This is a genomic window from Mesorhizobium sp. BAC0120, assembly GCF_033542235.1.
Taxonomy (GTDB): Bacteria; Pseudomonadota; Alphaproteobacteria; order Rhizobiales; family Rhizobiaceae; genus JAWRCU01.
Genome location: NZ_JAWRCU010000015.1, coordinates 104022 through 129520 on the forward strand (window position 1 = coordinate 104022; position 25499 = coordinate 129520).

A 25499-nucleotide genomic window follows, 5' to 3' on the forward strand; every position below is an offset into this window, starting at 1 on the left:
ATAAGATCATGCACGAAAACAAAGCGTTAGAGCAGGATGAATGACTCCACTCTAAATTAGTCCTGCTCTAATGCGGACAAAGGCCGATGACCACGCAGCATATCTCCCGCGCTTATGACGAGGAACTGAAGTACCTTGCCAACCGCATCGCCGGCATGGGCGGTCATGCGGAGCGCATGGTCGATGAGGCCGTCACAGCACTCGTGAATTCTGACGACGGCCTGGCCCGAAAGGTCATTGCCGACGACCTCGCGCTTGACGAAGGCCAGCGCGAGATCGATGACAAGGCGATCCTGGTCATAGCCAGGCGGCAGCCCATGGCAGACGATCTGCGTGAGATCATCGGCGCGATCCGCATTTCCGCCGATCTGGAGCGGGTGGGCGATCTCGGCAAGAACATCGCCAAGCGCGTTGTCGCGGTCACCGAAGTGCGCCAGCCGCCGAGCCTTTTTCGCGGGCTGCAGGCGCTTGCCGATCTGGCCTTGACGCAGCTGAAGGAAGTGCTCGATGTCTACGCCTCACGCGCTGTCGATCGCATCGGCTTTGTGCGCGATCGGGACGAGCAGATCGACGCCATGTACACGTCCCTGTTCCGAGAACTTCTGACCTATATGATGGAAGACCCGCGCAACATTACGGCCTGCACCCATCTTCTGTTCTGCGCCAAGAACATCGAACGGATCGGCGACCATGCGACCAACATCGCCGAGACGGTCTACTACATCGTCACCGGCCAGCAGATGCCTGCGGAGCGTCCCAAGGAGGACAAAAGTCACCACGTGACGCTTGCGGCGGCGCAGAAGGCGAGCCGGTAGCGGCGGCGCGCAACTGACTTTGGCGCGCAAAAGCGACTCTTCCGGCAACGTCGCGCCCTGCAGACCCCTCATCCGTCTCGGCGCTGCGCGCCGAGCCACCTTCTCCCACAGGGGGAGAAGGGAACGCGCTGCATTTTGCTTCTCTGCCAATCTCCAACTTCGGCGATTTGGCGCGAGCCCAAATGCCAAGCTCCCCCCTTCTCCCCTTGTGGGAGAAGGTGGCTCGGCGCTTGCGCCGAGACGGATGAGGGGTGCTCCAGAAGGCGAGTCGGATAGCGGACTCGTGTCGCTGACTTACCGTCGTTGAATCAAGAAATCACCGATGCCGCCTGCGCTCGGCGGCAGGCTGGAACGCGATACGGGCGTGGTAGGAGCAGTAAGGGCCGCTCTCCAGGGAGTCGTTTCCGCAGAAGTTGAAATCCTCCGTCAGCGGGTCGCCGTTCGGCCACTTGCAGGTCCGTTCGTTGAGCTGGATCAGCGACAGCCGGCGGCTGATGGGCACCACGACATTTTCGACCGGACGAACCACCTGCCGGACAACCGGCTCCACCTCGAACATGGCCTGCAGCGCCGTGGCGCCGATCGTGGCGGGCATCGGTCGCGACGCCGGGGCGGCGCGTGCCGCCACCTTGGTGCCGGTCGAGGCCGGCGCTGCCTTCTTCTGGCGCACCGGAGCGGCGGTTGCCCTGCCGCGCGCCGAGAGCTTCAGTCGGTGAACCTTGCCGATCACGGCATTGCGGCTGACGCCGCCGAGCTGCGCAGCGATCTGACTGGCGCTCAAACCGTCTGCCCAAAGCTTCCTCAAGAGTTCAACCCGCTCGTCAGTCCAGTTCATTGGCAACTGCTCCTGCATCACAGTGCGGGAATCGGAATCCCTCACCGGCCCGACGATCGCCGGGGCGACACCACTAATACACCGGTGAGTTGGTCCGCCGCACGAAATGTAGTTTTTCGTTGGCTTCAGACTACCTTAACGGCTGACTCCGTGACAAGAGTCCGGCCGGGCGGCCTGAATCTGTTTTTTCGGTTTTCCCCAACTTGCCGTTTAGCAGCCGGTCATGGCGGCTGCTCACCTGCAACTGGAGGTGTACTGCCATTCCGGAGGCCGGTGGGGCGTCTATTCTACGTCCCGCGTCCGACCCGCGGAAGCGTACACCACCATATGTAGGTTGCACTGCGTCGATAACCACTCGAAACAACGCGGGTCTGCCATGCGCTGATCCGAGGTCCTGACGCCGGATGGGCAAAAGGGATCACCAGCTCTTCGCTCCCTGTCCTCAAGCGCATAACGGAGTAATTTCTCGCCTTCGCATTGACATGAATCCGGAAAAACCTGAAATATGTGCCGAGGCCGCCGCTCTGGCGGCTTTTTGATTTTTTCTGTCCCGACGCTGTCCGTCGGTGTGTGCTGAAAGGCCCGGGTCCAAACCCGGGGATGAGTGATGAGCGGTTCCGCGCTTTACGAGACCTTCGCGCGTGCGCCCCTGTCCTTCGAGCGGGGTGAGGGTGTCTGGCTGATCGAGGAGAACGGCGAGCGATATCTCGACCTCGCGGGCGGCATAGCCGTCAATTCGCTCGGCCACAGCCATCCGCATCTCGTTGCTGCACTGACCGAGCAGGCAGGCAAGCTCTGGCACATTTCGAATCTTTACGAGATTCCAGGACAGCGCCGGCTCGCCGAACGGCTTGTCGAGCACACCTTCGCCGACAAGGTGTTCTTCACCAATTCAGGCGCCGAGGCGCTGGAATGCGCGATCAAGACCGCGCGCCGCTACCATTACGTCAATGGACACCCGGAGCGCTACCGCACGATCACCTTCGAGGGTGCCTTTCACGGCCGCACACTGGCGACGATCGCCGCCGGCGGCCAGCACAAATATCTGGAAGGCTTCGGTCCCAAGGTCGAGGGCTTCGATCAGGTTCCCTTCGACGACATCGACGCTGCGGCCAAGGCGATCACGCCGGAAACCGCTGCGATCCTCGTCGAGCCCATGCAGGGCGAGGGCGGCATCCGCTCGTTCCCCACGCAGTCGCTGAAGCGGCTGCGCGAGCTCTGCGACAAGAACGACCTGCTGCTGATGTTCGATGAAGTCCAGTGCGGCATCGGCCGCACCGGCAAGCTGTTCGCCTATGAATGGTCCGGCGTGGCACCTGACGTCATGGCGATCGCCAAGGGTATCGGCGGCGGCTTTCCGATGGGCGCGTGCCTTGCGACCGACGAGGCCGCCAGCGGCATGACGGCCGGCGTCCACGGCACCACTTTCGGCGGCAACCCGCTGGCGATGGCGGTCGGCAATGCGGTGCTCGACGTGGTGCTCGCCGACGGCTTCCTCGATGAGGTCAAGCGCAAGGGGCTGTTCTTCAAGCAAGGCCTTGCGGCGATTGCCGACGAGTTCCCGACCGTGGTCGACGACATCCGCGGCATGGGGCTGATGCTCGGACTGAAATGCGCGATGCCGAACGGCAAGGTGAACGCTGCGCTGCGCGATCAGAAGGTGCTCGGCGTGCCGGCTGGGGACAATGTGGTGCGGCTTCTGCCGCCTCTCGTCATCTCCGAGGACGAGATCCGCATTGGCCTCGACCGCATTCGCGAGGGCGTGAAGAGCCTGGCGCCGGCAACGGCCGCAGCAGCCAAGTGACGAGCCGCGCCATGGGCAGTTCCCCCCGTCATTTCGTCGATCTTTCGACTGTTTCGGCCGCCGATCTTCGGTTCATCCTCGACGACGCCGTGGTCCGCAAATCGCGGCTGAAGGCCGGCGAGCGGAGCCGCCCGCTCGAAGGCAAGGTGCTGGCGATGATTTTCGACAAGCCGTCGACGCGCACGCGTGTCTCCTTCGATGTCGCGATGCGCCAGCTCGGCGGCGAAACGATCATGCTGACCGGAACCGAGATGCAGCTCGGCCGAAGCGAGACCATTGCCGACACCGCCAAGGTGCTGTCGCGTTATGTCGATATCATCATGATCCGCACCACCACGCATGAGCGGCTTCTCGAGCTTGCCGAGAACGCGACCGTGCCGGTGATCAACGGCCTGACCGACGAGACGCATCCCTGCCAGCTCATGGCCGACGTGATGACCTATGAGGAGCATCGCGGCAGCGTAGCTGGCCGCACCTTCGCCTGGACCGGCGACGGCAACAACGTGCTCCATTCGCTGCTCGAGGCGTCGGCACGCTTCTCGTTCGGTCTGCGCGTCGCGGTGCCCGAAGGCAGCGAGCCTGGCGAGAACTATGTCGAGTGGGCAAAGCGCAATGGCGGGCGTATCGAATTTACCCGCACGGCCGAGGAAGCGGTCCGTGGCGCCGATTGTGTGATGACCGATACCTGGGTGTCCATGGGACAGGAGCACCGCGCCCGCGGCCACAACGTCTTCATGCCCTATCAGGTCAATGGCGAGCTGATGAAGCTCGCCAAGCCCGATGCGTTGTTCATGCACTGCCTGCCGGCGCATCGCGGCGAGGAGGTGACCGACGAGGTGATCGACGGCAAGCACTCGGTGGTCTTCGATGAGGCCGAGAACCGCCTGCATGCCCAGAAGGCTGTGCTCGCCTGGTGTCTCGGCGCTTGATCGGCGTGTGATCAGCACCTATCTGCTGCGGATCAATCTCCTCGAACTGTGCTGCAAAACTGCGCCGAACGGCCTGCAAAGCCGCGCGCCGGAGTTTTGTGGAAGGGAATGTGTCCAGTGACTGATCGCAGCGAACTCAAACTCGGAGATTTCGGCTTTGCCGGCGACGACCACGTCGTGCCCTTCGAGGTCGGACCGCTCGACGTGCGTGGCCGTATCGTCCAGCTCGGGCCGGCGCTCGACACCATGCTTGCGCGCCATGCTTATCCGGAGCCGGTCGCGCGCCTGCTTGCCGAGGTCGCGGTGTTGACCGTGTTGCTTGGTACGGCGCTGAAGTTCGACGGCAAGTTCATCGTCCAGACGCGCTCCGACGGGCCGGTTGACATGCTGGTCGCCGATTTCACGAGCCCGCGCGCTTTGCGCGCCTATGCGCGTTTCGACGAGGAGCGGCTGGCGGCCTCCGTTGCGGACGGCAAGGACCGGCCAGAGGATCTGCTCGGGCGGGGCGTGCTGGCGCTGACCATCGACCAGGGCCCGCACATGCAGCGTTACCAGGGCATCGTCGAGCTCGACGGGGCTTCCCTAGAAGAGGTGGCGCGTGTCTATTTCCGGCAGTCGGAGCAGATCCCGACCGATGTGCGCCTCACGGTCGCCAAGCAGGTGATGGCTGACGGCGAGCATTGGCGGGCAGGCGGCATATTGGCGCAATTCCTGCCGGAAGCGCCGGAGCGGCTGCGCATGCCTGACCTGCCTGGCGGCGACGGGGACAATGGCGCGCATGCCGGGGCCCATCAGATCGACAACTCCTGGCAGGAGCTGCTTCTTCTGTTTGGCACGGTCGAGCCGACCGAGCTCATCGATCCGAGCGTCGGCGCGGAGCGGCTGCTCTACCGGCTTTTCCACGAGCACGGCGTTCGTGTCTTCGAGGGCGTCAGGGTAGCCGACGAATGCTCCTGCTCGCCCGACAAGATCCGCGGCATCCTCGGCCGCTTCACGGCCGAGGAGATCGACGAGAGCACCGAGGACGGACGGATCAGGGTGAGCTGCGAGTTCTGTTCGAAGGCCTATCAGTTCGACCCGGCGGAGTTCCAGCCGGTGAATTAAAACGAGGAAGCGCTGGGGACAGTTTACTTTTTTCCGCAGAAAGCGGCGGCTCTTCAAGGCTGGCACGAGCGGAAAAAAGTAAACTGTCCCCAGCGCTGAGCCTCAGTTCACCGTCCGCGTCTTGTCCGGGATGTCGAGCGAGAAGGCGGGGATGTCGATCTCGAAGATCTCGCCGCGGCCATTCTGCATCCTGTAGGTGCCGACCATGATCCCGGACGGCGTCGAAAGCGGGCAGCCGGACGTGTATTGATAGCTGTCGCCCGGATTGAGCTCCGGTTGCTCGCCCACTACGCCAGGCCCACGCACTTCCTGGACCCGGCCCGCACCATCGGTGATATGCCAGTAACGGGAGAGCAGTTTGACGAACTCGTCCGACTGATTGTCGATCGTCACACGATACGCCCAGACATAGCGGCTCTCGTCGGGATCCGAGCGGTCCGCGAGGTAGAACGGCTCGACGTTCACTTCGATATTGTGCGTGATGGCGCGGTACATGGGCTCCATCCGAACGGTCGCGCCAATTCTGGACGAGAGAGCGCCCCGGTCAACAGCCTTTTTCCGAAATGCGCAGCAAAGTCTGCCCTCCGGGCTGCCGTGCCAACACAGCGCGCCCGCCTATCGTGCCGCTTTCAGCGCCGCGTTGATATCTTCGAGCAGGTCATCGACGTCCTCGAGACCGACGGAGATCCTGAGCGTTCCCGGACCGATGCCGAGCTCCGCGCGTGCCTCTTCGCTCACGTTCTTGTGCGTGGTCGTTGCCGGATGCGTGATCAGGCTCTTCGCGTCACCCAGATTATTGGAGATGAGGACCACCCGCAGCGCGTTCTCGAAATCGAAAGCTGCCCTCTTGCCGCCCTTGAGGTCGAAGCAGATCAGCGTCGAGCCGCCGGTCATCTGCTTCTTGATCACGTCCGCCTGCGGATGGTCCGCACGGCCCGGATAGATCACGCGCGCGATACCGGGCTGCTCGGCGAGGAAATCGGCGATCTTTGCCGCACTCTCGGTCTGCTGGCGCACTCGGATCGGCAGCGTTTCGAGGCCCTTGAGCAGTGTCCAGGCGTTGAACGGCGACAGGCTCGGGCCGGTGTGGCGGAAATAGTCGTGCAGATTCTTGTCGATCCATTCCTTGTCGGAGAGGATGATGCCGCCGAGACAGCGGCCCTGGCCGTCGATATGCTTGGTCGCCGAATAGACGACGATATGCGCCCCGAGGTCGAGCGGCTTCTGCTGCAGCGGGGTCGCAAAGACATTGTCGACGATGAGCTTCGCGCCGATCGAGTTGGCGAGCCGGGCCACGAAGGCTATGTCGATCACTTCCAGTGTCGGGTTGGTCGGGCTCTCCAGGAAGAAGAGCCTGGTGTTCGGCCTCACCGCCTTCTCCCACTCCTCGTTCTTCGTGCCGTCGACCAGCGTCGTCTCGATCCCGTATTTTGGCATCAGCGTCTCGACCACCCAGCGGCACGAGCCGAAAAGGGCGCGGGCCGCGATCACATGATCGCCCGCGCGCGCTGAACAGAGCAGCGCCGCTGCGACGGCAGCCATGCCGGAAGAGGTAGCGCGGGCGTCCTCCGCGCCTTCCAGAGCGCACATGCGCTTTTCGAACATGTCGACGGTCGGGTTGGCGTAGCGCGAATAGATGAAGCCGGGCTCCTCGCCCTTGAAGCGGGCCTCGGCCGCCTCCGCGGTCTCATAGACGTAGCCCTGGGTGAGGTAGATCGCCTCGGATGTCTCAGCGAAACCGGAGCGCAGAGTGCCGGAATGGACCATGGCGGTCTGTGGTTTCCAATTGCGCTTCTCTGGAGAAGTCATGGTCCGTATCCTCACAACAAAAAAACCGGCCGCGAAAGTCGCAACCGGTCCTCATGGCCTCTGGGCCTTACGGTCCTTTAGCGACTTGTTTAACGTGGCTGCAAGCCGACCGGCCAAATCACCACGGGATAACGATCCCTTTAGACCGCCGTCCCGCTTGCGTCAATTGGGATCGCGGCTAAAGGTCGGGCCATCGAAACCGGAGTGAAAGTTTGCAGCAGCCTGGAATTCTGCCCGATCGCGAGATCGCCGCGCTGTTCGACGAAGGCGCGCTCGCCGCGCCGCGGCCGCTCGATCCCGATCAGATCCAGCCGGCGAGCCTCGACCTGCGCCTCGGCGACAGGGCATGGCGGGTGCGGGCAAGCTTCCTGCCGGGTCCGGACAGCACCGTCGTCGAAAAGCTCGACCGGCTGAAGCTGCATGAGTTCGACCTTGCCGGCGGCGCCGTGCTCGAGACGGGCTGCGTCTACATCGTGCCCCTTCTGGAGCGCCTCTCCCTGCCCAAATGGGCGTCGGCCTCCACCAACCCCAAGAGCTCGACCGGCCGCCTCGACATCTTCACGCGGGTGATGACCGATTACGGCCAGGAATTCGACAAAGTCCCTGCCGGTTATTCGGGACCGCTCTATCTGGAGGTCAGCCCGCGCACCTTCCCGATCGTGGTTAGGACAGGCTCGCGACTTTCGCAGATACGCTTTCGCACCGGCAACGCGGTCCTTTCCGGGCAGGACCTTCAGGCGCTGCACCAGGCCGACGGGCTGGTCGCCTCGGAGACGCCGAACATCACTGGCGGCGGCATCGCGCTGTCGATCGATCTTTCGGGCGACGCCGAGCGCCTGGTCGGCTACCGCGGCAAGAGGCACACCGGCCTGATCGATGTCGACAGGCGTGCGGCGCATGACGTCCTTGATTTCTGGGAGCCGCTCTACGATCGCGGCGCCCGCGAGCTCATCCTCGACCCCGACGAGTTCTACATCCTCGTCTCGCGCGAAGCCGTGCATGTGCCGCCGCTCTATGCGGCCGAAATGACCCCCTTCGATCCGCTGGTCGGGGAGTTCCGCGTCCATTATGCCGGCTTCTTCGACCCCGGATTCGGCCATTCGGCCGCAGGCGGCACCGGCAGCCGCGCGGTGCTCGAAGTCCGCAGCCATGAAGTGCCCTTTATCCTGGAGCACGGCCAGATCGTCGGCCGCCTCGTCTATGAGCGAATGCGCTCGCGCCCCAAGTCGCTCTACGGCACCGACCTCGGCTCCAACTACCAGGCGCAGGGTCTGAAGCTCTCGAAGCATTTCCGGCCGGCTCGGTAGCAGGTGAATTGTGATTTCCCGGTCCGACAAGGTCGAGCATTTTCGGGCCCTTCACAAATCCGGTTGCTTCGTCATTCCAAATCCGTGGGACATAGCCGGCGCTCGGATGATGGTTGGCTTAGGGTTCAGGGCGCTCGCGACGACGTCCTCGGGCTATGCCTTCTCAAAAGGAAGGAAAGACGGCGCCAACGAAGTCAGTCGCGATGAAAGTCTAAAATACGCCGCCGAGATAGCGGCTGCCACCGATGTTCCGGTCACGGCGGATTTGGAAGACGGCTACGCAGAAACCCCATCGGGAGTGACAGAGACCGTTCGGCTTGCAGCCGAGGCAGGATTGGCTGGACTTTCCATCGAGGATCGTCAACCGAACGCCGGGAATCCAATTCGTGATTTCGACACAGCAGTTGCGCGTGTGGCGGCAGCAGCGGATGCTGCACGAACATACAACATCGTACTTACCGCCCGCGCGGATGGCCTCGGCAAGGGAATATACGATCTCGAAGAAGCAATCCGTCGCCTGCAGGTCTTCGAGTCTCTCGGTGCGGAGGTTCTGTACGCGCCGGGTGTTCCTGACCTGGCATCTCTCGAGAAAATCTGTGGCTCGGTCAACGCTCCAGTCAATCACGTGCTCGGGCAAGGCGTGTCGAGCTTGACGTTTGAGCAGATTGCGCAAGCGGGCGTGCGGCGAATAAGCCTCGGCGGTTCGTTGGCCCGAGCCATCGGCGGAGCGCTGTTGAACGCATGTCGGGAGATTGCGACAGGTGACTTCACAGCACTGGAAACGGCTCCAGCTTGGAACGTTTTGCGTAGTCCCAAACCGGTGCTCTAACACCGTGGCGGCGTGCTCGATACCTTCGCGATGAGCGCCGCCGCTTTCCGGATCCGCCCGCTGGCTAGGCTCAGCATGCGCGAAGCCGGCAGCGCGCCCCTTATCCTCGAGCGTTGACCCCCGTGGAAGAGCGAATATAACGTTCCAGTGATGATGATCCGCACTCTGAATATCGCTTCGGCCTTCTTCCTAAACCGCTGACGGCACAGCCGTCCGTGATGGAGATGCGGTCGCGCCCCAGCCTGTTGGCTGGCACGGCCAGAGCCGAAACAACCACGCCGCCCACCTCCGCGGGACCGGTAACGCGTGGTTCAGCGATAGAGAGATTTCATGAACGATACGGGACGCTCGCGCGCGCTGAGCGATGCGCAGATTGAGCAATTCATCGAGCAGGGATTCATTCAGATAGATCAGGCCTTTCCTCGCGAGCTTGCGGAGGAGGCTCGGGCCATCATGTGGCGTGACATTCCTTTCGATCCGCACGACCCCGCGACATGGACAAGGCCGGTCGTCCGGCTTGCGGGATATGGAGGAGGGCCGTTCAAGAAAGCGGCAAACACACCTGCTCTCCATTCCGCTTTCGATCAGCTCGTTGGCAAGGGATGTTGGGTTCCGCGCGATGGGCTTGGAACTTTCCCGGTGCGTTTCCCCCATCCGGACGACCCGGGCGATGCCGGCTGGCACGTCGACCTCAGCTTTCCCGGCGATGACTGCGACTCGAATGAGCAGCGCGATTTCTCTTCCTGGCGGGTCAATGTGACCTCTCGTGGCCGAGCACTTCTGATGCTGTTTCTCTTCTCGGATGTCGCCGAAGACGACGCACCGACACGGATAAGGGTCGGCTCGCACCTGGACATGGCAAGGTTCCTCGAACCGGCCGGAGAAGCGGGCAGGTCGCACATGATGCTCGAGGACATGGGCTCGGATCGGCCCGAGGCCCTGGCGATGGGAGCGGCAGGCACGGTCTATCTCTGCCATCCCTTCCTGGTCCATGCGGCGCAGAGACATCGCGGCGCGGTGCCGCGCTTCATGGCGCAGCCGCCGCTCGGCCTGGCCGAACCCTATCGGCTTCATCGCGAAGGTGGTGCATATTCGCCAGTCGAGATTGCGATCCGGCGCGCCTTGGGACGCCTGGACTGAGCCATGCGGATATCTGGCCCCGAAACAGGGCCAGAGATTTTCACGCCGGCAAATTCTCCAGCAAGAAGCGGATCTGGTTTCCGCCCATCACCTTGCCGATTTCGTCAGGGCTGAAGCCTGCTGTGAGCAACGCCTCGGTGAGCCTCACGAGTCCGCTCGTATCGAACGGCGCCAGTATGGTGCCGTCGAAATCCGAGCCGAGCGCCAGATGGTCGATGCCGATCAGGTCGCGGGCATACCGGATCGCGCGGGCGACCGCCGCCGCGTCCTTGCCGCAGACCGCCGTGTCCCAGTAGCCGATGCCGATCAGTCCGCCATTCCGGGCGATCGCGCGGAGGTGGTCGTCGGAAAGGTTGCGGTGATTGTCGCAAGTGCCCTTCACGCCGGTATGCGAGACGACGACCGGCCGCGCCGCAATCTTCAGCACGTCCTCGATCTGACTTTCGGAGGCGTGAGTCAGATCGAGGATCATCCTCATCGCTTCCATGCGCCGGATGACGTCGCGGCCGAGCTCGGTCAGGCCGCCTTTGTCGACGCCATGCGCGGAGCCGCCGAACTCCGTGTCGAAGAAATGGGCGAGCGACATCATGCGATAGCCGGCCTCGTATACGGCGTCGATATTGGCCGGGTTGCCTTCGAGCGCATGCGCGCCCTCGATCGCAAGTAGCCCGGCGACGATCCCCGGCTCCGCCTGGCGGCGCTCGAGAAAGATCCTGAGGTCGCTTTGCGAGCGGATGAGCGCGAACTTTCCCGCACTGTTGGCTGCAAATGCGCGAAGCCTGCCTGCCTGGTAGAGCGCTCGCTCCTTGAGGCTGAACCAGGTCCGCCACGGCCAGCGCTGCGCAATCGCCAGAAGCGTGATGTTGTCCGTGTCCCCCGTGTTCCGCTCGATGTTCTGACCGCGCGGGCTCTTGGTGACGGCGGCAAAGACCTGAAGGGCGACATTGCCGTCGCTCAGCCGAGGAATGTCGACATGGCCGCGGCCTGAGCGAGGAAGCAGATCGCGTCCCCAGAGGAGGGAGTCGGCATGAAGGTCCGCGACGAGCAGCTTGGCATGAAGGCTCGCCGCCTCGGGCGAGATTTTGTAGGGAGGCGGCTCGCGGACGCGATTCAGCCTCCTCTCGATTTCAGCCGGCAGCACGAAGAAGAAGATGCCGAGCGCGACGGCGACCAACGCCAGAACTGCGTAGGCAAACCCCCTCAGCACGCGCCTTATCGCTCCGCCGCCGTTGGTCTCCTTAGGTTATAAGAATCGACCGGCCGGGACTCAAGCGGCCTCCAGGCTTAACCCGAACGCGAGTGCTACCCCTTGATACTCCTTCTTGATGGGGTTGGACTTTCACAAAACGCGAGAGGCAATCGAGAATCGATGCTGACAGGGACCTTCGCAGCAAGATCGATGGGGTGTGGAACGCCTTCTGGGCGGACGGCCTTTGCTCGTCACCAGAAGCCAAATTCCTTCGGCGCTGCTGCTATCTTGTCAGCGGCGCTGTGCGACGTTCGACCGGTTGAACGTAACGGCGCCCGGCGACGGGCAAAGTATGGTAAGAATTCCATCGCCGACTCGGGCAAGTGCAATCAATCCCGAGATGCTTCGAGGGGAGAATTGATCCGTGCGGTTGGTGTCCCTGCTTTCAATTATCTTTAGCTTCTTCGCCGTTGTGGCCATCTTATCAACGTCGCCACGATCGGCAGCCGCCGGGCAGCCCTCGGGCGTTCCGGCCTGGCTGAATTCTCATATTGGCGAAGGCGACGGCCAGATCGCTCTGCCGGTGCTGCAGAGAGCCCGCGCGCTCTATCTCCGGAAAGTGAGTGAAGGCGTGGTCAGGAACCCGTGCTACTTCGCCATGGACGCGACGCGCCCCGGCGATCTAGGTGGCGGCAAGCTCGGGCGGCGCTTCTATATCATCTGCGAAGCTCATCGGTCGTTTCGCGCCATTTCGGCAGGCCATGGCAGCGGGTGGAGCCTGAAAGGCATCGCGAATTTCGCTAACGGAAAGCAGTGCGTGAAGAACTTCGGCAATGCGCAGGATTCCGACCTGACAACCGGCGGCGATTATGTGACCGGCGAGACAAAAGAATCCTTCAAGGGCTTTTACCGCGCCTCCACGAAAAGGGACCTGGTCTTCCAGCGCACCTTCGTGCAGTTCGACGGCGAAGGCGAGACCGCAAACGCCAGAAAGCGCGCCATTGGCGGGCACGCTGCCGAGGTGCTCAAGTCAATGTGTCTCAGGAAAATCGCGACCAGTCCTTATGCAGACAAGGACGGGTACGTCCCGTTCGGGAAGCTGGTGGATTACACCGGCGGCCGCAGCGACGGCTGCACCAGTTGGTCGCCCTCAGATGCCAGGCAGATCATCCGGATGGTGCAGGGCAATCCGACCACGCTCTACATCTATCCTGAATCGAGCGATATCGCCGCCGTCGCACAGTCGGTGGCGGCCGGACGTCCTTTGTCGCAGGCCGGACTTTATTGGAACGCATCCTGCCTGAAGCAAATCGGCTCACCGAAATTCTGGTCAAGAAAGACGCTCGAGCCGATCATCGCCCGATACGAGAGGGATCATCCGGCCCTACCGCCACAGCCATTGCCGATTTGCAAGGAGCCGTGAAATCTGTGCCTGGGATCCGGAGGGCTTCGCCCTGGATCAGATACCGGCTCGTGCCGTTTCCAAATCCCTTAGAATCCCGCGGGCCTCGTCCCGTCCGCTCGCATCGACGCCCCCAGCCGGTCCAGCAGACGCGTCGCCGCCTGCCATCTCACCGATTTCGGCAGGCCGGCGAATTAGCGGGCGTCGCTGCGCGACCTGCGCGCATTGATGATCTCAGCGGGAGCCGGGGCGCGCCAGACGACCTGGTATGCCTCGACCACATTGTCGGCAGTAACGGCGAGCCCGGGCAGCGCGATCCATGGCGGCGGCTCGCGTCCGAGCAGGCCGAGGATCGTCGCGACGCCGGCTGCGATTCCCTGATCGAAGGGCTGCTGGGCCGCAATCCCCTTGATCAGCTTGCCGGCGGCGAGTTCGGCTGCTGCATGGTTGCCGAGATCGACAGTGCTCATGGGAATTATTCTGCCCGCAGCACGGATGGCTGACGCAGCTGCAATCGCGGGAACATCCCAGACCACAAATAATCCCGACAGCCCCGGATGATTCTGGAGCAGCTCGGCCGTCGCCGCTTCGGCTCCCGAGACGTCGGGAAACTTCCCGCGTACAAGCGCGAGATCGGGACGATGGGCGCCCATCCATTTGCGGAAGGCGATCTCGCGCTCGTGGGTGGCAAAGAAGTCGATGCCGTAGGCCAGGATCCCGACAGTGCCACCTTGCGGCACATGCGGAGAAAGCAAGTCGGCGCCGATCTCGCCAAGCCCGAAATTGTCGGTTGAGACGACGCTCACGTAGTCGGCTCCCGGCAACATTCCGGTCGGCGCATTATCGAGCAGGACGAGCTTCTTTCGGGCGGTGACAATGGCTCGGTGTGCCTCGGCGACGCGGTTGCTGCCGATCGGGATCGACACCACCGCGTCGACCGGCTCATGGGCCAACCGCTCGAGCGCAGTGACCTGCTTGTTGGCATCGAACCCGCAGTCGACTACCTCGACAACCGCTGCTCCGCAGCGGCCGAGCGTCATCGCGATCCCTGCGAGTTCCTCCTTGGCCCAGTCACTGGCAGTCGTGTGGAGAACGATAGCGACGGAAAACCGGCGCTTGCGCGCGGCATCGGCGTCGACTTCCGACACGGTCACCTGGCCAGCCGGAACCGCCCTCTCGCCATGCGGGCCAAGACCGGTAATCGACATCCTCAGGCTCTCCATGGATCTACGCGACGACTTGTCCGGGCGGCTTGGGCCTCAGCGGCTGGCTTTTCAACGCCAGGGCGGCGCGTGCGAGGAAATCCTTGCTTTCGGGATGCTCGCGCGGTGAGCCTGACATGATCCATCCTTGCAGGAATTTCGGCTCGAACAACGCCTCGACCACGACCTGAGCGGCGCCCACGAGGCCCGCCGAGCCGCTCATTTGCGAACGGACAATGCGAAGGTCCCGCGTCACCAGGGGATGTGACTGGCGGTAGACCGCCTCGCGGACGGCTGCGAGCAGGATATCTCCGGTCTGGGCGACGCTGCCCCCAAGCACGATCAGAGACGGATTGAGCAGGTTTGCGAGCGGCGCCAACACCTCGCCGACGGCGCGGCCCGAACGCGCCAGGAGCTCGATGCAGAAGCCGTCGCCGAGCTGGGCGCCGTGGCCGGTATCGGTCACGGTGACCTCACCGGTGCGCGCCAGAACGCCCGCGAGATAAGGGCTGCGTCCGGCGGCAGCCGCTTGGTGAGCTTCCCGAGCGATAGCTTCACTTCCGGCGATTGCCTCGAGGATTTCGCCGTCGATGGATGTGAATCCAATCATCCCTGCAGCGCCATGCGCGCCCTGGTGCAGCGCTCCTCGCGAGATTACACCGGCGCCGATCGATCGGCCGAGCTTGACGAAGATCATATCGTCGCTCCCGATCCCGCTGCCCGATTTGAATTCGCCCATGGTCATCGTCTGCACTCCGCTGCGGACCCAGACGGGCGCGTCGGCGCGCAAGGCAAGCTCCTCGACGAACGGGAAACTGTCCCAGTTCTGGAAGGCGCTGAGGACGGGTGCGAACAGCCGGTGATCATCTCGCTTGAGGACCGGCCCTGGCGCGGCGAAGCCGACGCCCCAGACGCCGGCATCGGTGCCGTGCTCCTCGAGCATCCAATTGAAAAGCGTGGACAGACGCTCGACCACCGGTTCGGGCCCCGCCGCCAGTTCGACGGCCTCATGATGCTCGGCAAGCAGGCGGCCGGCGAGATCCGAAACTCCGACTGCAAGGGAAGAATGATCGAGCATCGCGACCAGGATCACTCCGGCGCCAGTGCGGAAGCGAACATGGCGCGGCGCTCGTCCCCCGACAGCTTGCCCGAGTTCGCCCTCCTCGACCAATCCGAGCCGGATCAAAGTGGAGAGCCGGTCAGCGACGATGGCGCGTCCCAACTCGGATTGCCGCTCGAGCTCGAAGCGTGTCGTCGCAGCGCCCGTCCGCACGAGGTTGAGCAGGACCGTCAGGCTGTTTTGGCTGGAAGTGCTGATGCGGGACCGACCTGAACTCTGCTCCGCAGCCGTTTCCCCGTTCGTGCGGTCGCCGCGGCTCATGCGTTGGCGCCTGTCATTGGCTGTTCGATCGCACGCATGTTTCGATTGTCGGTCTGCCTGTTCCCGCGCCGCGCTAGTCCGAGTCGATGCGTAGCGCGCCTCGATTTGTGGATCAAGCTCAGACTTATGTAGATTTTCAGCGAAAGTTAGCCGACTTCTGCATTTTGGTTGTTGACTATCTCGCTTTACGACGCATAAGCTCTTCGTACAGGCTCGGAGGAGCCAGGGAGGCATGCAGGCGCGACAGTCGAACGGCACGTCCGTCAGACGGCGCCCGGATATTCCTGATCAGCAACGAAGACGGCGCGCCGCGCCGGCGGGCGAGTGGCGCCTGGTCCGGTTGCGAAGCCATGGAGGAAACGGATGCCGGTGAAGTTCGCCTATCACGCCAACTGCTGGGGCGCGCTCGGCGGCAATGCCGTCGGCGTCACCTCCATAACCCAGCTCACCTATCGCACATTCGGCGACATGGAGCGGGCCATCCGGGAGATCGGCGAGGCAGGGTATACAGGCGTCGAACTGTTCGACGGCAACCTGCTCGACTACGAGGGACGCTACAATGCGCTTCGCAGCACACTGAGCCAGTCGGACGTCTCGCTCGTCGCGGCCTATTCAGGCGCCAACTTCATCTTCGCCGACGTTCTCGTTGAGGAACTGGCGCGGATCGAGCGAGCGGCTGCCGCCGCGGCCGAACTGGAGGCGGAACATCTGGTCGTTGGCGGCGGCGCCAAGCGCGCAACTGGTCGCGACGGTGACGACTTCAAGCGGCTCGGCGCTGCGCTGGACAAGGTCGTCGACATCGCCCGCGAGGCGGGACTCACGGCCCATTATCATCCACATCTATCAACAATCGTGGAAGGCCCCGACGAGGTTCGCGAGATTTTCCGCCACACCGCCATCGATTTCTGCCCCGATACCGCCCACCTGGCCGCGGCCGGCGGAGATCCCGCCCAGCAGATCCGGGAACTCAGGGACCGTATCAGCTACGTTCACCTGAAGGGGTGGCAGCGCGAACCCTTCGCTTTCACGCCGATCGATCGCGGCGATCTCGACATGAAGCCAATCCTGGCTGCGCTCGCCGAAACGCGCTTCTCCGGCTGGATCACCAACGAGCTGGACGCCTGGCCTGACCCTAAGGAAGGCGCCGAACTCAGCCTGCAATACCTGCGGCAAAACTTGGAACTCGAGTGAACTACAGGGCGTCACGCCCGCATTAGGGAGGAAGACAATGAAACATCTGGAAAAGCTCACCGGCGCGTTTGCCGCTGCGCTGCTTGCGACCAGCCTCTACTCGGCTCCGGCCCTCGCCGATCCGGACTCGGCACTCGCCGAACTGCAGAAGACGGTGCTCTCGAAGGGGCCGAACGGCGAGAACCCTGCGCCTGCTTCGTCGATCACGCTGAGCGATGAGGAACTGGCCAAGATCAAGGATATGAAGGCGACTGCCGCGATCGTCATGCACTACGGCGGCAACGACTGGTCGCGCGCCCAAGTCGCCGGCCTGAAAGATCAGTTTGACAAGATGGGCATAAAGGTGATCGCGACCACCGACGCGGGCTTCAAGCCCGAGAAGCAGGTTGCCGACATCGAGACGGTGATGGCGCAGAACCCGAAAATCATCGTTTCCATTCCAACCGACCCAGCCGCGACCGCCTCGGCCTACAAGGCTGCGGCCGACAAGGGCGTGAAGCTTGTCTTCATGGACAATGTGCCCGCCGGCTTCGTCGCCGGTAAGGATTATGTGAGCGCTGTTTCGGCCGACAACTACGGCAACGGTGTCGCGGCGGCGCATCTGATGGCCAAGGCTCTCGGCGGCAAAGGCGAGATTGGCCTGGTATTCCATGCGGCAGACTTCTTCGTCACGAAGCAGCGCTACGAAGCTTTCAAGAAGACTATCGCGGACGACTATCCCGACATCAAGATCGTCGCCGAGCAGGGCATCGGCGGACCGGACTTCTCGGGTGATGCCGAGAAAGCGGCTTCGGCGATGCTCACCTCCAATCCGAGCATCAATGGCATCTGGGCAGTTTGGGACGTGCCGGCCGAGGGCGTCATCTCGGCGGCCCGCACCGCTGGTCGCGACGACCTGATCATCACCACCATTGATCTCGGCGAGAACGTCGCCATCAACATGGCGGGCGACGGCTTCGTGAAGGGGCTCGGCGCGCAGCGGCCGTTCGATCAGGGCGTCACCGAGGCGTTGCTCGCGGGTTACGGCCTGCTTGGCAAGGAAGCACCACCCTTTGTCGCGCTGCCGGCATTGCCTGTCACCAAGGCCAACTTGCTCGATGCCTGGCAGACTGTCTACCACGCGGAAGCCACGGACAAGATCAAGGGCAGCATGAACTAGGCGCTCCCAGGGGCGCTGAGCGCTCCCACGCGCGCTAGCGGCAGGTGGCCTCCCTGCCTGCCGCACCTTTTCTCTTTTGATCGGAGTGACACGATGTCCCGTATTCTCAACGTGGCCATGATCGGCGGTGGATTCATGGGCAAGGCCCACGCAATGGCCTATGCGGCGATGCCGATGTTCTTCTGGCCGGCACCGGCTTTTCCCGTGCGCAAGATAGTGGTCGATGTCACCGACGAGCTCGCTGAAGAAGGTCGTCGGCGTTATGGCTTCGAGGAAAGCTCGTCCGACTGGCGCTCGGTAGTGAGCCGGCCCGACATAGATATCGTCGACATCGTCACCCCGAACGACAGCCACGCACCTATCGCGATCGCAGCGGCGGAGGCCGGCAAGCACATCATCTGCGAGAAGCCTTTGGCACGGTCCGGCGACGAGGCGCGAACAATGCTGGACGCAGTGAAGAAGGCGGGCGTGATCCACATGGTCGCCTTCAACTACCGCCGCACACCGGCAGTCGCACTTGCGAGGAAATACATCGAGGAAGGCCGCATCGGGAAAATCCGCAACTTCCGCGGCACCTATCTGCAGGATTGGTCGGCAGATCCGGACTCGCCGCTGTCCTGGCGTTTCCAAAAGAAGATCGCAGGCTCTGGCTCGGTCGGTGACATCGGCACCCATGTCGTCGATCTCGCCCGCTATCTGGTTGGCGAGATCGCGGAGGTCAGCTCGTTGGTGCGCACTTACAACAAAACGCGGCCGGTCCAGAAAAGCGGTCTCGACAAGCTGGGCGCAGCTGAGAAGAATGCCAGCGCCGAGCGGGCCGAGGTCGATGTCGACGATGAAGTCGTCACGCTCCTCAAATTCGTCGACGGCGCGATCGGATCGCTGGAGGCGACCCGTAACGCATATGGCCGCAACAACTTCATCACCTTCGAGATCCACGGCACGAAAGGCTCGATCGCCTTCAACTACGAGCGTCGTGACGAATTGCAGGTGATGTTCGCTGACGATCCTGCCGATGCACGAGGCTTCCGCACCGTCTACAGTGGACCGGCGCACCCCTACGGGTCGGGCCTATGGCCCATCCCCGCGCTAGGGATCGGCTATTCGGAGACCAAGATCGTCGAGTGTTTCGACTTCTTTTCAGCGATTGTTTCCGGCAAGCAGCCGTCGCCTAATTTCGAGGACGGCTACCGGACCGAGCGGGTCGCTGACGCCCTCATAGAATCCGGCGAAAGTGGCGGATGGGTGAAGGTCAAGCCATGACTTTCGTCGCGCCTGCGCATGCCGTGGCCATGCGCGGCGTGACGAAATCCTTCGGCGGCGTGAAGGCGCTCGTCGACGTCGATTTCGCTGTCGAGAAGGGTGAGATCCATGCTCTGCTCGGCGGCAACGGCGCTGGCAAATCGACTATTCTGAAGATTCTGAACGGCGTTTATGTGCCGGACAGCGGCACCATAGAGGTCGACGGGGTGCCGCTTACGGAGCACACGCCGGAGGCGGCGCGCCGTGCCGGCATCGCCATGATCTTCCAGGAGATGAGCCTGATTCCGACGTTGACTGTCGCGCAGAACGTCTTCCTGACCCGCGAGGCAAAAGGTTCTTTCGGCTTCATCGACGACCGAACGGCGGAACGCCGGGCAAAAGCGCTGTTCGCCATGCTCGAAGTCGAGGTCGATCCGAAAGCTCTGGTCGGCGATCTCGGCACGGGCCAGCGTCAGTTGACGGAGATCGCCAAGGCCATCTCGCAGGATGCGAAGGTGCTCGTGTTCGACGAGCCGTCGACGGCGCTGTCGGTAGCCGACGTGGAGCGGCTGTTCGCCTTCCTCCGCAAGCTCAAGGCTGAGGGCCACGCCATCATCTATGTGTCGCATCGCATGGATGAGATTGCGCGCATCGCCGACCGCGCCACGATCCTGCGTGACGGCCGCCACGTGATCACCGCACCGCTGTCAGAGTTGCCGGTCGAGACAATGATCGGCCATATCGTAGGCCGGCGCTCGCGCGGTCTCTCCGATGTGGTCCGCGTCGAGACGGCGGTTCGCGAGCCGTTGCTCGAGCTGAAGAACGTCTCCGGTGCCGTCAAGCCCCGCAATGTCGATCTCATCGTCCATCGTGGCGAAGTGGTCGGCCTGGCCGGTCTGCTCGGATCGGGGCGCTCGGCGCTGGCGCGCGTGATTTCGGGAATCGATCCTATCTTCGAGGGCGAGATCGCGATCGCGGGCAAAGCCGTGATGATCGCGTCGCCGAAGGACGCCATAAATGCCGGGATGGCCCTCATTCCGGAGGACCGCCTGCGCCAGGGCGTGATCGCCCAACATTCGGTGCTGTCGAATGTCACCCTTGCCATGCTCGACCGGCTGAGCAGTGGGGCCTTTTTGTCGGCTGAGAGGGCACGCGAGCTCACCGACGAGCAGATCGCGGCTTTGCGTATCAAGGCGGCGTCGCGCGATCACGCCGTGCGCACGCTCTCCGGCGGCAATCAGCAGAAAGTCGTGCTTGCCAAATGGCTGGCGACGGCTCCTGAGATCCTGGTCCTCGACGAGCCGACCGCGGGGATCGACATCGGCTCGAAGTCGGAGATCATCCATCTCGTGCGCGAGCTCGCCAGGGCTGGCAAGGGAATCCTCATGATCTCGTCGGAACTCTCCGAGATGCTGTCGGCTTGCGATCGAATCTTGGTGCTTTCGGACGGCCGTGTCATGGACGACATCGCCCGCGCCGACCTCGACGATCCGCAGACGACCGGCGATGACCCCGTCATGCGCCTCCAGGCCGCCGAGCGGAAGCTGCAGATGGTCATACAGAGGGCTCTGACCAGGAGCGAGGCAGATCACCATGTCCAGTAGCGAGACCGCCAACATGCCCTCCGTCGCAACCAGGCTCGGCCTCGCCAACTGGCGCCAGAACATCATCTATATTGGCTTTGTCGTCATTTTCCTGGTGTTTGCCATCGCTTTGCACGACAAGGGATTCCTCAACCCCAACAACCTGCTCAACATCTTCCGGCAGACGGCGATGATCGCGGTGATGGCGACCGCCATGACCTATGTGCTGTCCGCAGGCGAGATCGACCTCTCGGTCGGAGCCGTGGCGGGCTTGGCTTCGGTAACGACCGCGATGGCAATCGACGCTGGCGGGCCTTTGTCCGGTGTGCTCGCGGGACTTGCGACCGGAATTGTGGTCGGTACCTTCAATGGCTTGCTCACGACGCGCATCGGCATACCTTCCTTCCTCACAACCCTCGCCATGATGGGCATCGCCAGGGGCGTTGCCATGTGGATCAGCGACACCGCCGCCGTGCCGATCATCTCTCGTACCTACTCGTGGATATTCGGCGGCGGCAGCATCGGACCGATTCCGATACTTCTGGTCTGGATGCTGGTGCTCGGCGCAATCGGCCATGTCGTGCTGCGCAAGACTGGCTTCGGACGCAGGGTATTGGCCACCGGCGGCGGCGAGACCGCGGCGCGCTACTCGGGCATAGACACGCGTTCCATAAAATTTCGCGTGTTGGTCATCTCCTCGATGGCGGCCGCGCTCGCGGGTATGCTCTATGCAGGCCGCTTGCAGTCTGGCCGGTTCCAGCTCGGCGAGGGCGATGAACTCTCCGTCATCGCGGCGGCCGTTCTCGGTGGCACCAGCCTTTTTGGCGGTGTCGGCACCGTGATCGGCACCATCGTCGGCGCACTGATGATCGGCCTTATCAATAACGGGCTGATCCTGATGGGGCTGGAGTTCAGCCAGCAGCTGATCGCCCGCGGCGCAATCATCATCCTGGCCGTCGCGCTCAGCCAATCGAGAAAATGACCATGCCGAACCATACACGATCATGAAAGCCGTCTTCGCCGAGGCGAAGATGCGTACAGGCCGGCACTCAGTGAACCACGTGCGTTTGCTCCGCCTGGTCGCGCATGATGACGGTGAGATCGGCTTCCGCTGCTGGCGCTTCCAATCCTGTGGCAACGACAGACACTTTGAACTGACCCTCGAGCGCTTCGTCGAAAACCGCTCCAACGATGATATCGGCATCTTCGCCAACCTCTTCGCGGATGCGCGTGGCGGCCTCATCGACTTCGAACAGCGTCATGTCGATGCCGCCGGATATCGATATCAAGACACCTCTTGCGCCCTTGATGGAATTTTCATCGAGCAATGGATTGGCGATTGAAGCTTCGGCTGCCTTGATGGCGCGGCCCTCTCCGGTGCCGATGCCCGTTCCCATCATTCCCCGCCCCATGTCTCGCATCACCGTCCTTACGTCCGCAAAATCGAGGTTGATGAGGCCTTCCTTGACGATCAGGTTCGTTATGCAGCTGACGCCCGAATAGAGCACCCTGTCGGCAATGCCGAACGCGTCCTTGATGGATGTGTTCGCGCTCGCGATCCTGAAGAGGTTCTGGTTCGGGATGACGATCACGGTGTCGGCAGCCTCGCGCAGGAGTTCGATGCCGCGGGCGGCAGTCTGCATCCGACGGTTTCCCTCGAATGCAAACGGCTTGGTGACGACCGCGACCGTCAAGATACCTGCAGCCCGAGCGGCTCTCGCAATCACTGGTGCCGCGCCGGTCCCGGTGCCGCCGCCCATGCCTGCTGTGATGAAGCACATGTGAGTGCCGGCCAAGTGATCCATGATCTCGTCGATCGATTCCTCGGCCGCTGCCTGACCGATATCAGGCAATGAGCCTGCCCCCAGGCCTTCGGTCACAAGGGTGCCCAGCTGGATCAGCCTCGGCGCCTTCGACATCGCAAGCGCCTGGGCATCCGTGTTCGCAACGATGAACTCTGTGCCCTTCAGGCCTTCCGCGATCATGTTGTTGACGGCATTGCCTCCGCCCCCGCCAACGCCAATGACGGTCAGGTTCGGCCTCATTTCCTGGATTTCGGACTTGCTGGGGGTTGCGCTCATTGACATCCGTTCCTGAAAGCGTCCCGCCCCCGAATCGCCGTAACGCTAGGGAATCAGATAGAGTCGCGCGGTGCAAGGAGGGATGTTGGCGCAGGCCGCTTGCCCTGCTTCGACCATGGCCTAATGCGCGTTTTTACGTGACCTGCGCGCATTGATGATCTCAGTAGCAGCGCCGGACGGCGCGCCAGACGTGGTCCATCCGGCCTCCGCTTTGGCAAGTCGCGCAGCCGATGCCCAGCTATTCTCCGGGATAGTGCATTTAGTCGGTCGCGACATCATCAAAGGCAGTTGACATATTATAATAGCATGATGTCATCTGGAGGCGGAGGAGGCAGGCTGCCGTAGCCTGCATGCGTGGAGGAGAATGGATGGAGAAGGTCGTGCAGAGCGCCGCGGCCGAGGGCCGGCCGCATTGGTGGCGGGCGAGAGCCATCCGGATGATCGCCATCGGCGAGGTCGGCGTGATTGCGGCGTTGCTGCTGCTCGTTGCCTTCTTCTATTTCCTGCAGCCGGCGTTCCTTTCCGAAAGGAACATTCGCGCCATCCTGCAGGTCGTGTCGTTCGTGGGTATCATCGCCATCGGCCAGACGATGCTGCTCGTCTGCGGTGAATTCGATCTGTCCGTGGGATCGGTGGCCGGGCTCTCGGCCGTGGTTTCGGCAAAACTGATGACCAGCTTCGGCTGCCCAGTTCCCGTGGCCCTTCTGGGTGGGCTGGCAACCGGCGGCGCGATCGGTCTCGTCAATGGGCTGGTCGTTGTCAGGCTCAAGATACCGGCGTTCATCCAGACCCTCGGCATGCTCTTCATAGGGCAGGGGCTCATCCAGGTCGTCACCAACGGCGCGCCGATCTATCCGCTGCCGCCGTCAGTGGGCGCAGCCGGGATGCAGACGCTGGTCTTCGGGCTCGGCTGGAGCTTTGCCTTCTTCATCGTGGCGGCGGTGCTGGCCGACTTCGTCCTGCGCCGCACCGTTCTCGGCCGCAACATGTATGCGACCGGCGGAAATCCCGAGGTCGCCCGCCTCGTCGGCATCAACACCAATCTCTACAAGGTCGGAGCCTTCATCGCGATCGGCATGCTTGCCGCGGTGGCGGGCATGTTTGTGATGGCCGATCTCTCGTCCGGCACGACCTCGATCGGCAGCGGCTGGGAACTCACCGTCATCGCAGGTGTCGTGGTCGGCGGCGTCAGCCTGTTCGGGGGCGCCGGAACCCTGGCCGGCGGCATCATCGGCATTCTGCTGCTGCAAGTGGTGAGCAGCGGGCTCGTGGTCATCGGCGTGAGTTCCAACTGGCAGCAGATTGCCGTCGGCGTGATCATGGTGCTCGCCGTCGGGCTCGACATCGCCCGCCGCCGCTACTTCACTGTCGGCGCCGGGGCGCGAGGCAAGGAATAGACACGGAGGAAACCAGCCATCGCTGGTCCCGGGGCCGTTTGCTCGGCCATACAAGGAGGAGAAAGCCCAATGAACTCGAACAGCAGCAGATGCCGGATTTTCCAGGCGTTACTGGGAGCAGCGGCGGTGATTGCCGGCATCGGAACGGTGCCGTCATTCGCGGCCGAGAAGGCATTGCTCTGGGTGCAGCCGATGCGCGACCATCCCGTTCACCGCCTGATGCAGGCCGGCTTCCTCGCTAAGTGCAAGGAGCTTGGCTATACCTGTGAGGTTGTCGGCAATCCGAGCGCTACGAACTATGACGTCTCGGCCAGCATTCCGCTCGCCGAGGCAGCGCTCGCTCGCACCCAGTTCGGAGCGGTCGCAGTCTACGGGCCCGGGCCCGAGATCTTTCCCTATATCGGCAAGCTCGGCAACGAAGGCCTGCCAGTCGTCACCTGGCACGTGCTGCCGGCCGAAGGCTCGGTTCCCGGCCTGAAGGCGGCCACCGGCGAGGATATCAAGGCCGCCGGCGCCAATGCTGCCGATGCGATGGGCCAGAAGCTCGGCGGCAAAGGCACCATCGCGCTCACGCAGGGCAGCTCGAACGACACCGAGAACGTGATGTCGGATTCATTCCGCGCCGAGATGAAGGCGAAATATCCGCATATCAAGATACTCGACACCCAGATGGAGGGCTTCGAACCCTCCGCTGCCGAAAGCAAGGCGGTCGGCATCCTGCAAGCCAACCCTGATGTGACGGGAGCCTTCTCGACCACCGGTAACGGCGTGCAGACCTGGTCGGGCGCAGCCCGCAAGGCCGGCCGCGACGTCGTTATCATCGGCATGGACTACATCCGCCAGAACCTCGATATCATCAAGTCCGGAGCCGCTTATGGTCTCGTCGCCCAGCCCCTCTACGAAGAGGGCGCGAAGACGGCCGAAATCGGCGCAGCGCTCGCTGAGGGCAAGTCGGTTCCTTATTTGAACCCGCTTCCGGCGAAGGTGATCACGGCGGCTGACCTCGATCCCTATTACAAGATCCTCGACTCGGCCGGCCAATAAGGCTTGCCAGCCGGAGGCGCTCGCGCGCCTCCGGCGCTCATGTGCAGGAATGGGAT

The 25499-nt window shown here is 63.0% G+C and carries 22 protein-coding genes and 1 riboswitch; of the genes, 15 read left to right on the forward strand and 7 right to left on the reverse strand.

Annotated elements, in window-relative coordinates:
- Positions 1 to 86: 86 nt before the first annotated feature.
- Complete coding sequence (gene phoU, locus SAZ10_RS26485) at positions 87 to 815, forward strand: phosphate signaling complex protein PhoU (RefSeq protein WP_318612416.1); 729 nt, start codon at positions 87 to 89, stop codon at positions 813 to 815.
- A 316-nt stretch (positions 816 to 1131) separates the two neighbouring features.
- Here the strand turns inward: phoU and SAZ10_RS26490 are convergent, their stop codons facing one another.
- Complete coding sequence (locus SAZ10_RS26490) at positions 1132 to 1650, reverse strand: GcrA family cell cycle regulator (protein ID WP_318612417.1); 519 nt, start codon at positions 1648 to 1650, stop codon at positions 1132 to 1134.
- Positions 1651 to 2257: 607 nt separating this feature from the next.
- Here SAZ10_RS26490 and SAZ10_RS26495 point away from each other — a divergent pair.
- The 3 genes from SAZ10_RS26495 (at position 2258) to SAZ10_RS26505 (ending at position 5487) form a co-directional block, all read left to right on the forward strand.
- A complete protein-coding gene (locus SAZ10_RS26495) occupies positions 2258 to 3454 on the forward strand; it encodes an aspartate aminotransferase family protein (RefSeq protein ID WP_318612418.1) in 1197 nt (398 codons plus the stop codon).
- Between the two features lie 11 nt (positions 3455 to 3465).
- Complete coding sequence (gene argF / locus SAZ10_RS26500; protein WP_318612419.1) at positions 3466 to 4383, forward strand: ornithine carbamoyltransferase; 918 nt, start codon at positions 3466 to 3468, stop codon at positions 4381 to 4383.
- A 108-nt stretch (positions 4384 to 4491) separates the two neighbouring features.
- Complete coding sequence (locus SAZ10_RS26505; RefSeq protein ID WP_318612420.1) at positions 4492 to 5487, forward strand: Hsp33 family molecular chaperone; 996 nt, start codon at positions 4492 to 4494, stop codon at positions 5485 to 5487.
- 102 nt (positions 5488 to 5589) lie between these two features.
- Here the strand turns inward: SAZ10_RS26505 and apaG are convergent, their stop codons facing one another.
- Complete coding sequence (gene apaG, locus SAZ10_RS26510; RefSeq protein ID WP_318612421.1) at positions 5590 to 5982, reverse strand: Co2+/Mg2+ efflux protein ApaG; 393 nt, start codon at positions 5980 to 5982, stop codon at positions 5590 to 5592.
- A 120-nt stretch (positions 5983 to 6102) separates the two neighbouring features.
- A complete protein-coding gene (locus SAZ10_RS26515) occupies positions 6103 to 7296 on the reverse strand; it encodes an O-succinylhomoserine sulfhydrylase (protein WP_318612422.1) in 1194 nt (397 codons plus the stop codon).
- Positions 7297 to 7353: 57 nt separating this feature from the next.
- Positions 7354 to 7431, reverse strand: a riboswitch (SAM riboswitch).
- Positions 7432 to 7508: 77 nt separating this feature from the next.
- Between SAZ10_RS26515 and SAZ10_RS26520 the strand changes: the two genes are divergently transcribed.
- The 3 genes from SAZ10_RS26520 to SAZ10_RS26530 all read left to right on the forward strand — a co-directional run bounded on the left by SAZ10_RS26520 (position 7509) and on the right by SAZ10_RS26530 (position 10572).
- Positions 7509 to 8603, forward strand: coding sequence for a 2'-deoxycytidine 5'-triphosphate deaminase (locus tag SAZ10_RS26520; RefSeq protein ID WP_318612423.1), 1095 nt, complete (start codon positions 7509 to 7511; stop codon positions 8601 to 8603).
- A gap of 10 nt (positions 8604 to 8613) precedes the next feature.
- Positions 8614 to 9432: an isocitrate lyase/phosphoenolpyruvate mutase family protein gene (locus tag SAZ10_RS26525; RefSeq protein ID WP_318612424.1), complete on the forward strand. Its 819-nt coding sequence runs from the start codon at positions 8614 to 8616 to the stop codon at positions 9430 to 9432.
- 330 nt (positions 9433 to 9762) lie between these two features.
- Positions 9763 to 10572: a phytanoyl-CoA dioxygenase family protein gene (locus tag SAZ10_RS26530; RefSeq protein WP_318612425.1), complete on the forward strand. Its 810-nt coding sequence runs from the start codon at positions 9763 to 9765 to the stop codon at positions 10570 to 10572.
- Positions 10573 to 10612: 40 nt separating this feature from the next.
- On the opposite strand, the gene SAZ10_RS26535 is transcribed toward SAZ10_RS26530, so the two are convergent.
- Positions 10613 to 11779: a dipeptidase gene (locus SAZ10_RS26535; RefSeq protein ID WP_318612426.1), complete on the reverse strand. Its 1167-nt coding sequence runs from the start codon at positions 11777 to 11779 to the stop codon at positions 10613 to 10615.
- Positions 11780 to 12185: 406 nt separating this feature from the next.
- Here SAZ10_RS26535 and SAZ10_RS26540 point away from each other — a divergent pair, with 406 nt between their 5' ends.
- Positions 12186 to 13184 (forward strand): hypothetical protein, encoded by a 999-nt coding sequence (locus SAZ10_RS26540; protein WP_318612427.1) that lies wholly within the window; start codon positions 12186 to 12188, stop codon positions 13182 to 13184.
- A gap of 173 nt (positions 13185 to 13357) precedes the next feature.
- On the opposite strand, the gene SAZ10_RS26545 is transcribed toward SAZ10_RS26540, so the two are convergent.
- Together SAZ10_RS26545 and SAZ10_RS26550 are read right to left on the reverse strand one after the other, a co-directional pair.
- Entirely contained in the window at positions 13358 to 14371 is a 1014-nt protein-coding gene (locus tag SAZ10_RS26545) for a substrate-binding domain-containing protein (protein WP_318612428.1), read from the reverse strand.
- A 19-nt stretch (positions 14372 to 14390) separates the two neighbouring features.
- Entirely contained in the window at positions 14391 to 15746 is a 1356-nt protein-coding gene (locus SAZ10_RS26550) for an ROK family protein (RefSeq protein ID WP_318612429.1), read from the reverse strand.
- 363 nt (positions 15747 to 16109) lie between these two features.
- Between SAZ10_RS26550 and SAZ10_RS26555 the strand changes: the two genes are divergently transcribed.
- From SAZ10_RS26555 to SAZ10_RS26575, 5 genes are all read left to right on the forward strand, one after another.
- Positions 16110 to 16937: a sugar phosphate isomerase/epimerase gene (locus SAZ10_RS26555; protein WP_318612430.1), complete on the forward strand. Its 828-nt coding sequence runs from the start codon at positions 16110 to 16112 to the stop codon at positions 16935 to 16937.
- A gap of 37 nt (positions 16938 to 16974) precedes the next feature.
- Positions 16975 to 18096, forward strand: a complete 1122-nt coding sequence (locus SAZ10_RS26560; protein WP_318612431.1) for a substrate-binding domain-containing protein — start codon at positions 16975 to 16977, stop codon at positions 18094 to 18096.
- Positions 18097 to 18189: 93 nt separating this feature from the next.
- On the forward strand, positions 18190 to 19359 hold the full coding sequence (locus tag SAZ10_RS26565) for a Gfo/Idh/MocA family oxidoreductase (RefSeq protein WP_318612432.1): 1170 nt from the start codon (positions 18190 to 18192) through the stop codon (positions 19357 to 19359).
- Positions 19356 to 20942 carry a sugar ABC transporter ATP-binding protein gene (locus SAZ10_RS26570; RefSeq protein WP_318612433.1) on the forward strand — a complete coding sequence of 529 codons (1587 nt, stop codon included), beginning with the start codon at positions 19356 to 19358 and terminating at the stop codon, positions 20940 to 20942. Before SAZ10_RS26565 ends, SAZ10_RS26570 begins: the two co-directional genes overlap by 4 nt.
- Complete coding sequence (locus tag SAZ10_RS26575) at positions 20932 to 21903, forward strand: ABC transporter permease (protein WP_318612434.1); 972 nt, start codon at positions 20932 to 20934, stop codon at positions 21901 to 21903. The genes SAZ10_RS26570 and SAZ10_RS26575 overlap by 11 nt, the downstream gene beginning before the upstream one ends.
- Positions 21904 to 21970: 67 nt before the next feature.
- Here the strand turns inward: SAZ10_RS26575 and ftsZ are convergent, their stop codons facing one another.
- Positions 21971 to 23002, reverse strand: a complete 1032-nt coding sequence (gene ftsZ, locus SAZ10_RS26580; protein WP_318612435.1) for a cell division protein FtsZ — start codon at positions 23000 to 23002, stop codon at positions 21971 to 21973.
- A 368-nt stretch (positions 23003 to 23370) separates the two neighbouring features.
- Here ftsZ and SAZ10_RS26585 point away from each other — a divergent pair, with 368 nt between their 5' ends.
- Both SAZ10_RS26585 and SAZ10_RS26590 read left to right on the forward strand, forming a co-directional pair.
- Complete coding sequence (locus SAZ10_RS26585) at positions 23371 to 24399, forward strand: ABC transporter permease (RefSeq protein ID WP_318612436.1); 1029 nt, start codon at positions 23371 to 23373, stop codon at positions 24397 to 24399.
- Between the two features lie 69 nt (positions 24400 to 24468).
- Positions 24469 to 25443 (forward strand): sugar ABC transporter substrate-binding protein, encoded by a 975-nt coding sequence (locus tag SAZ10_RS26590; RefSeq protein WP_318612437.1) that lies wholly within the window; start codon positions 24469 to 24471, stop codon positions 25441 to 25443.
- Positions 25444 to 25499: the final 56 nt, after the last annotated feature.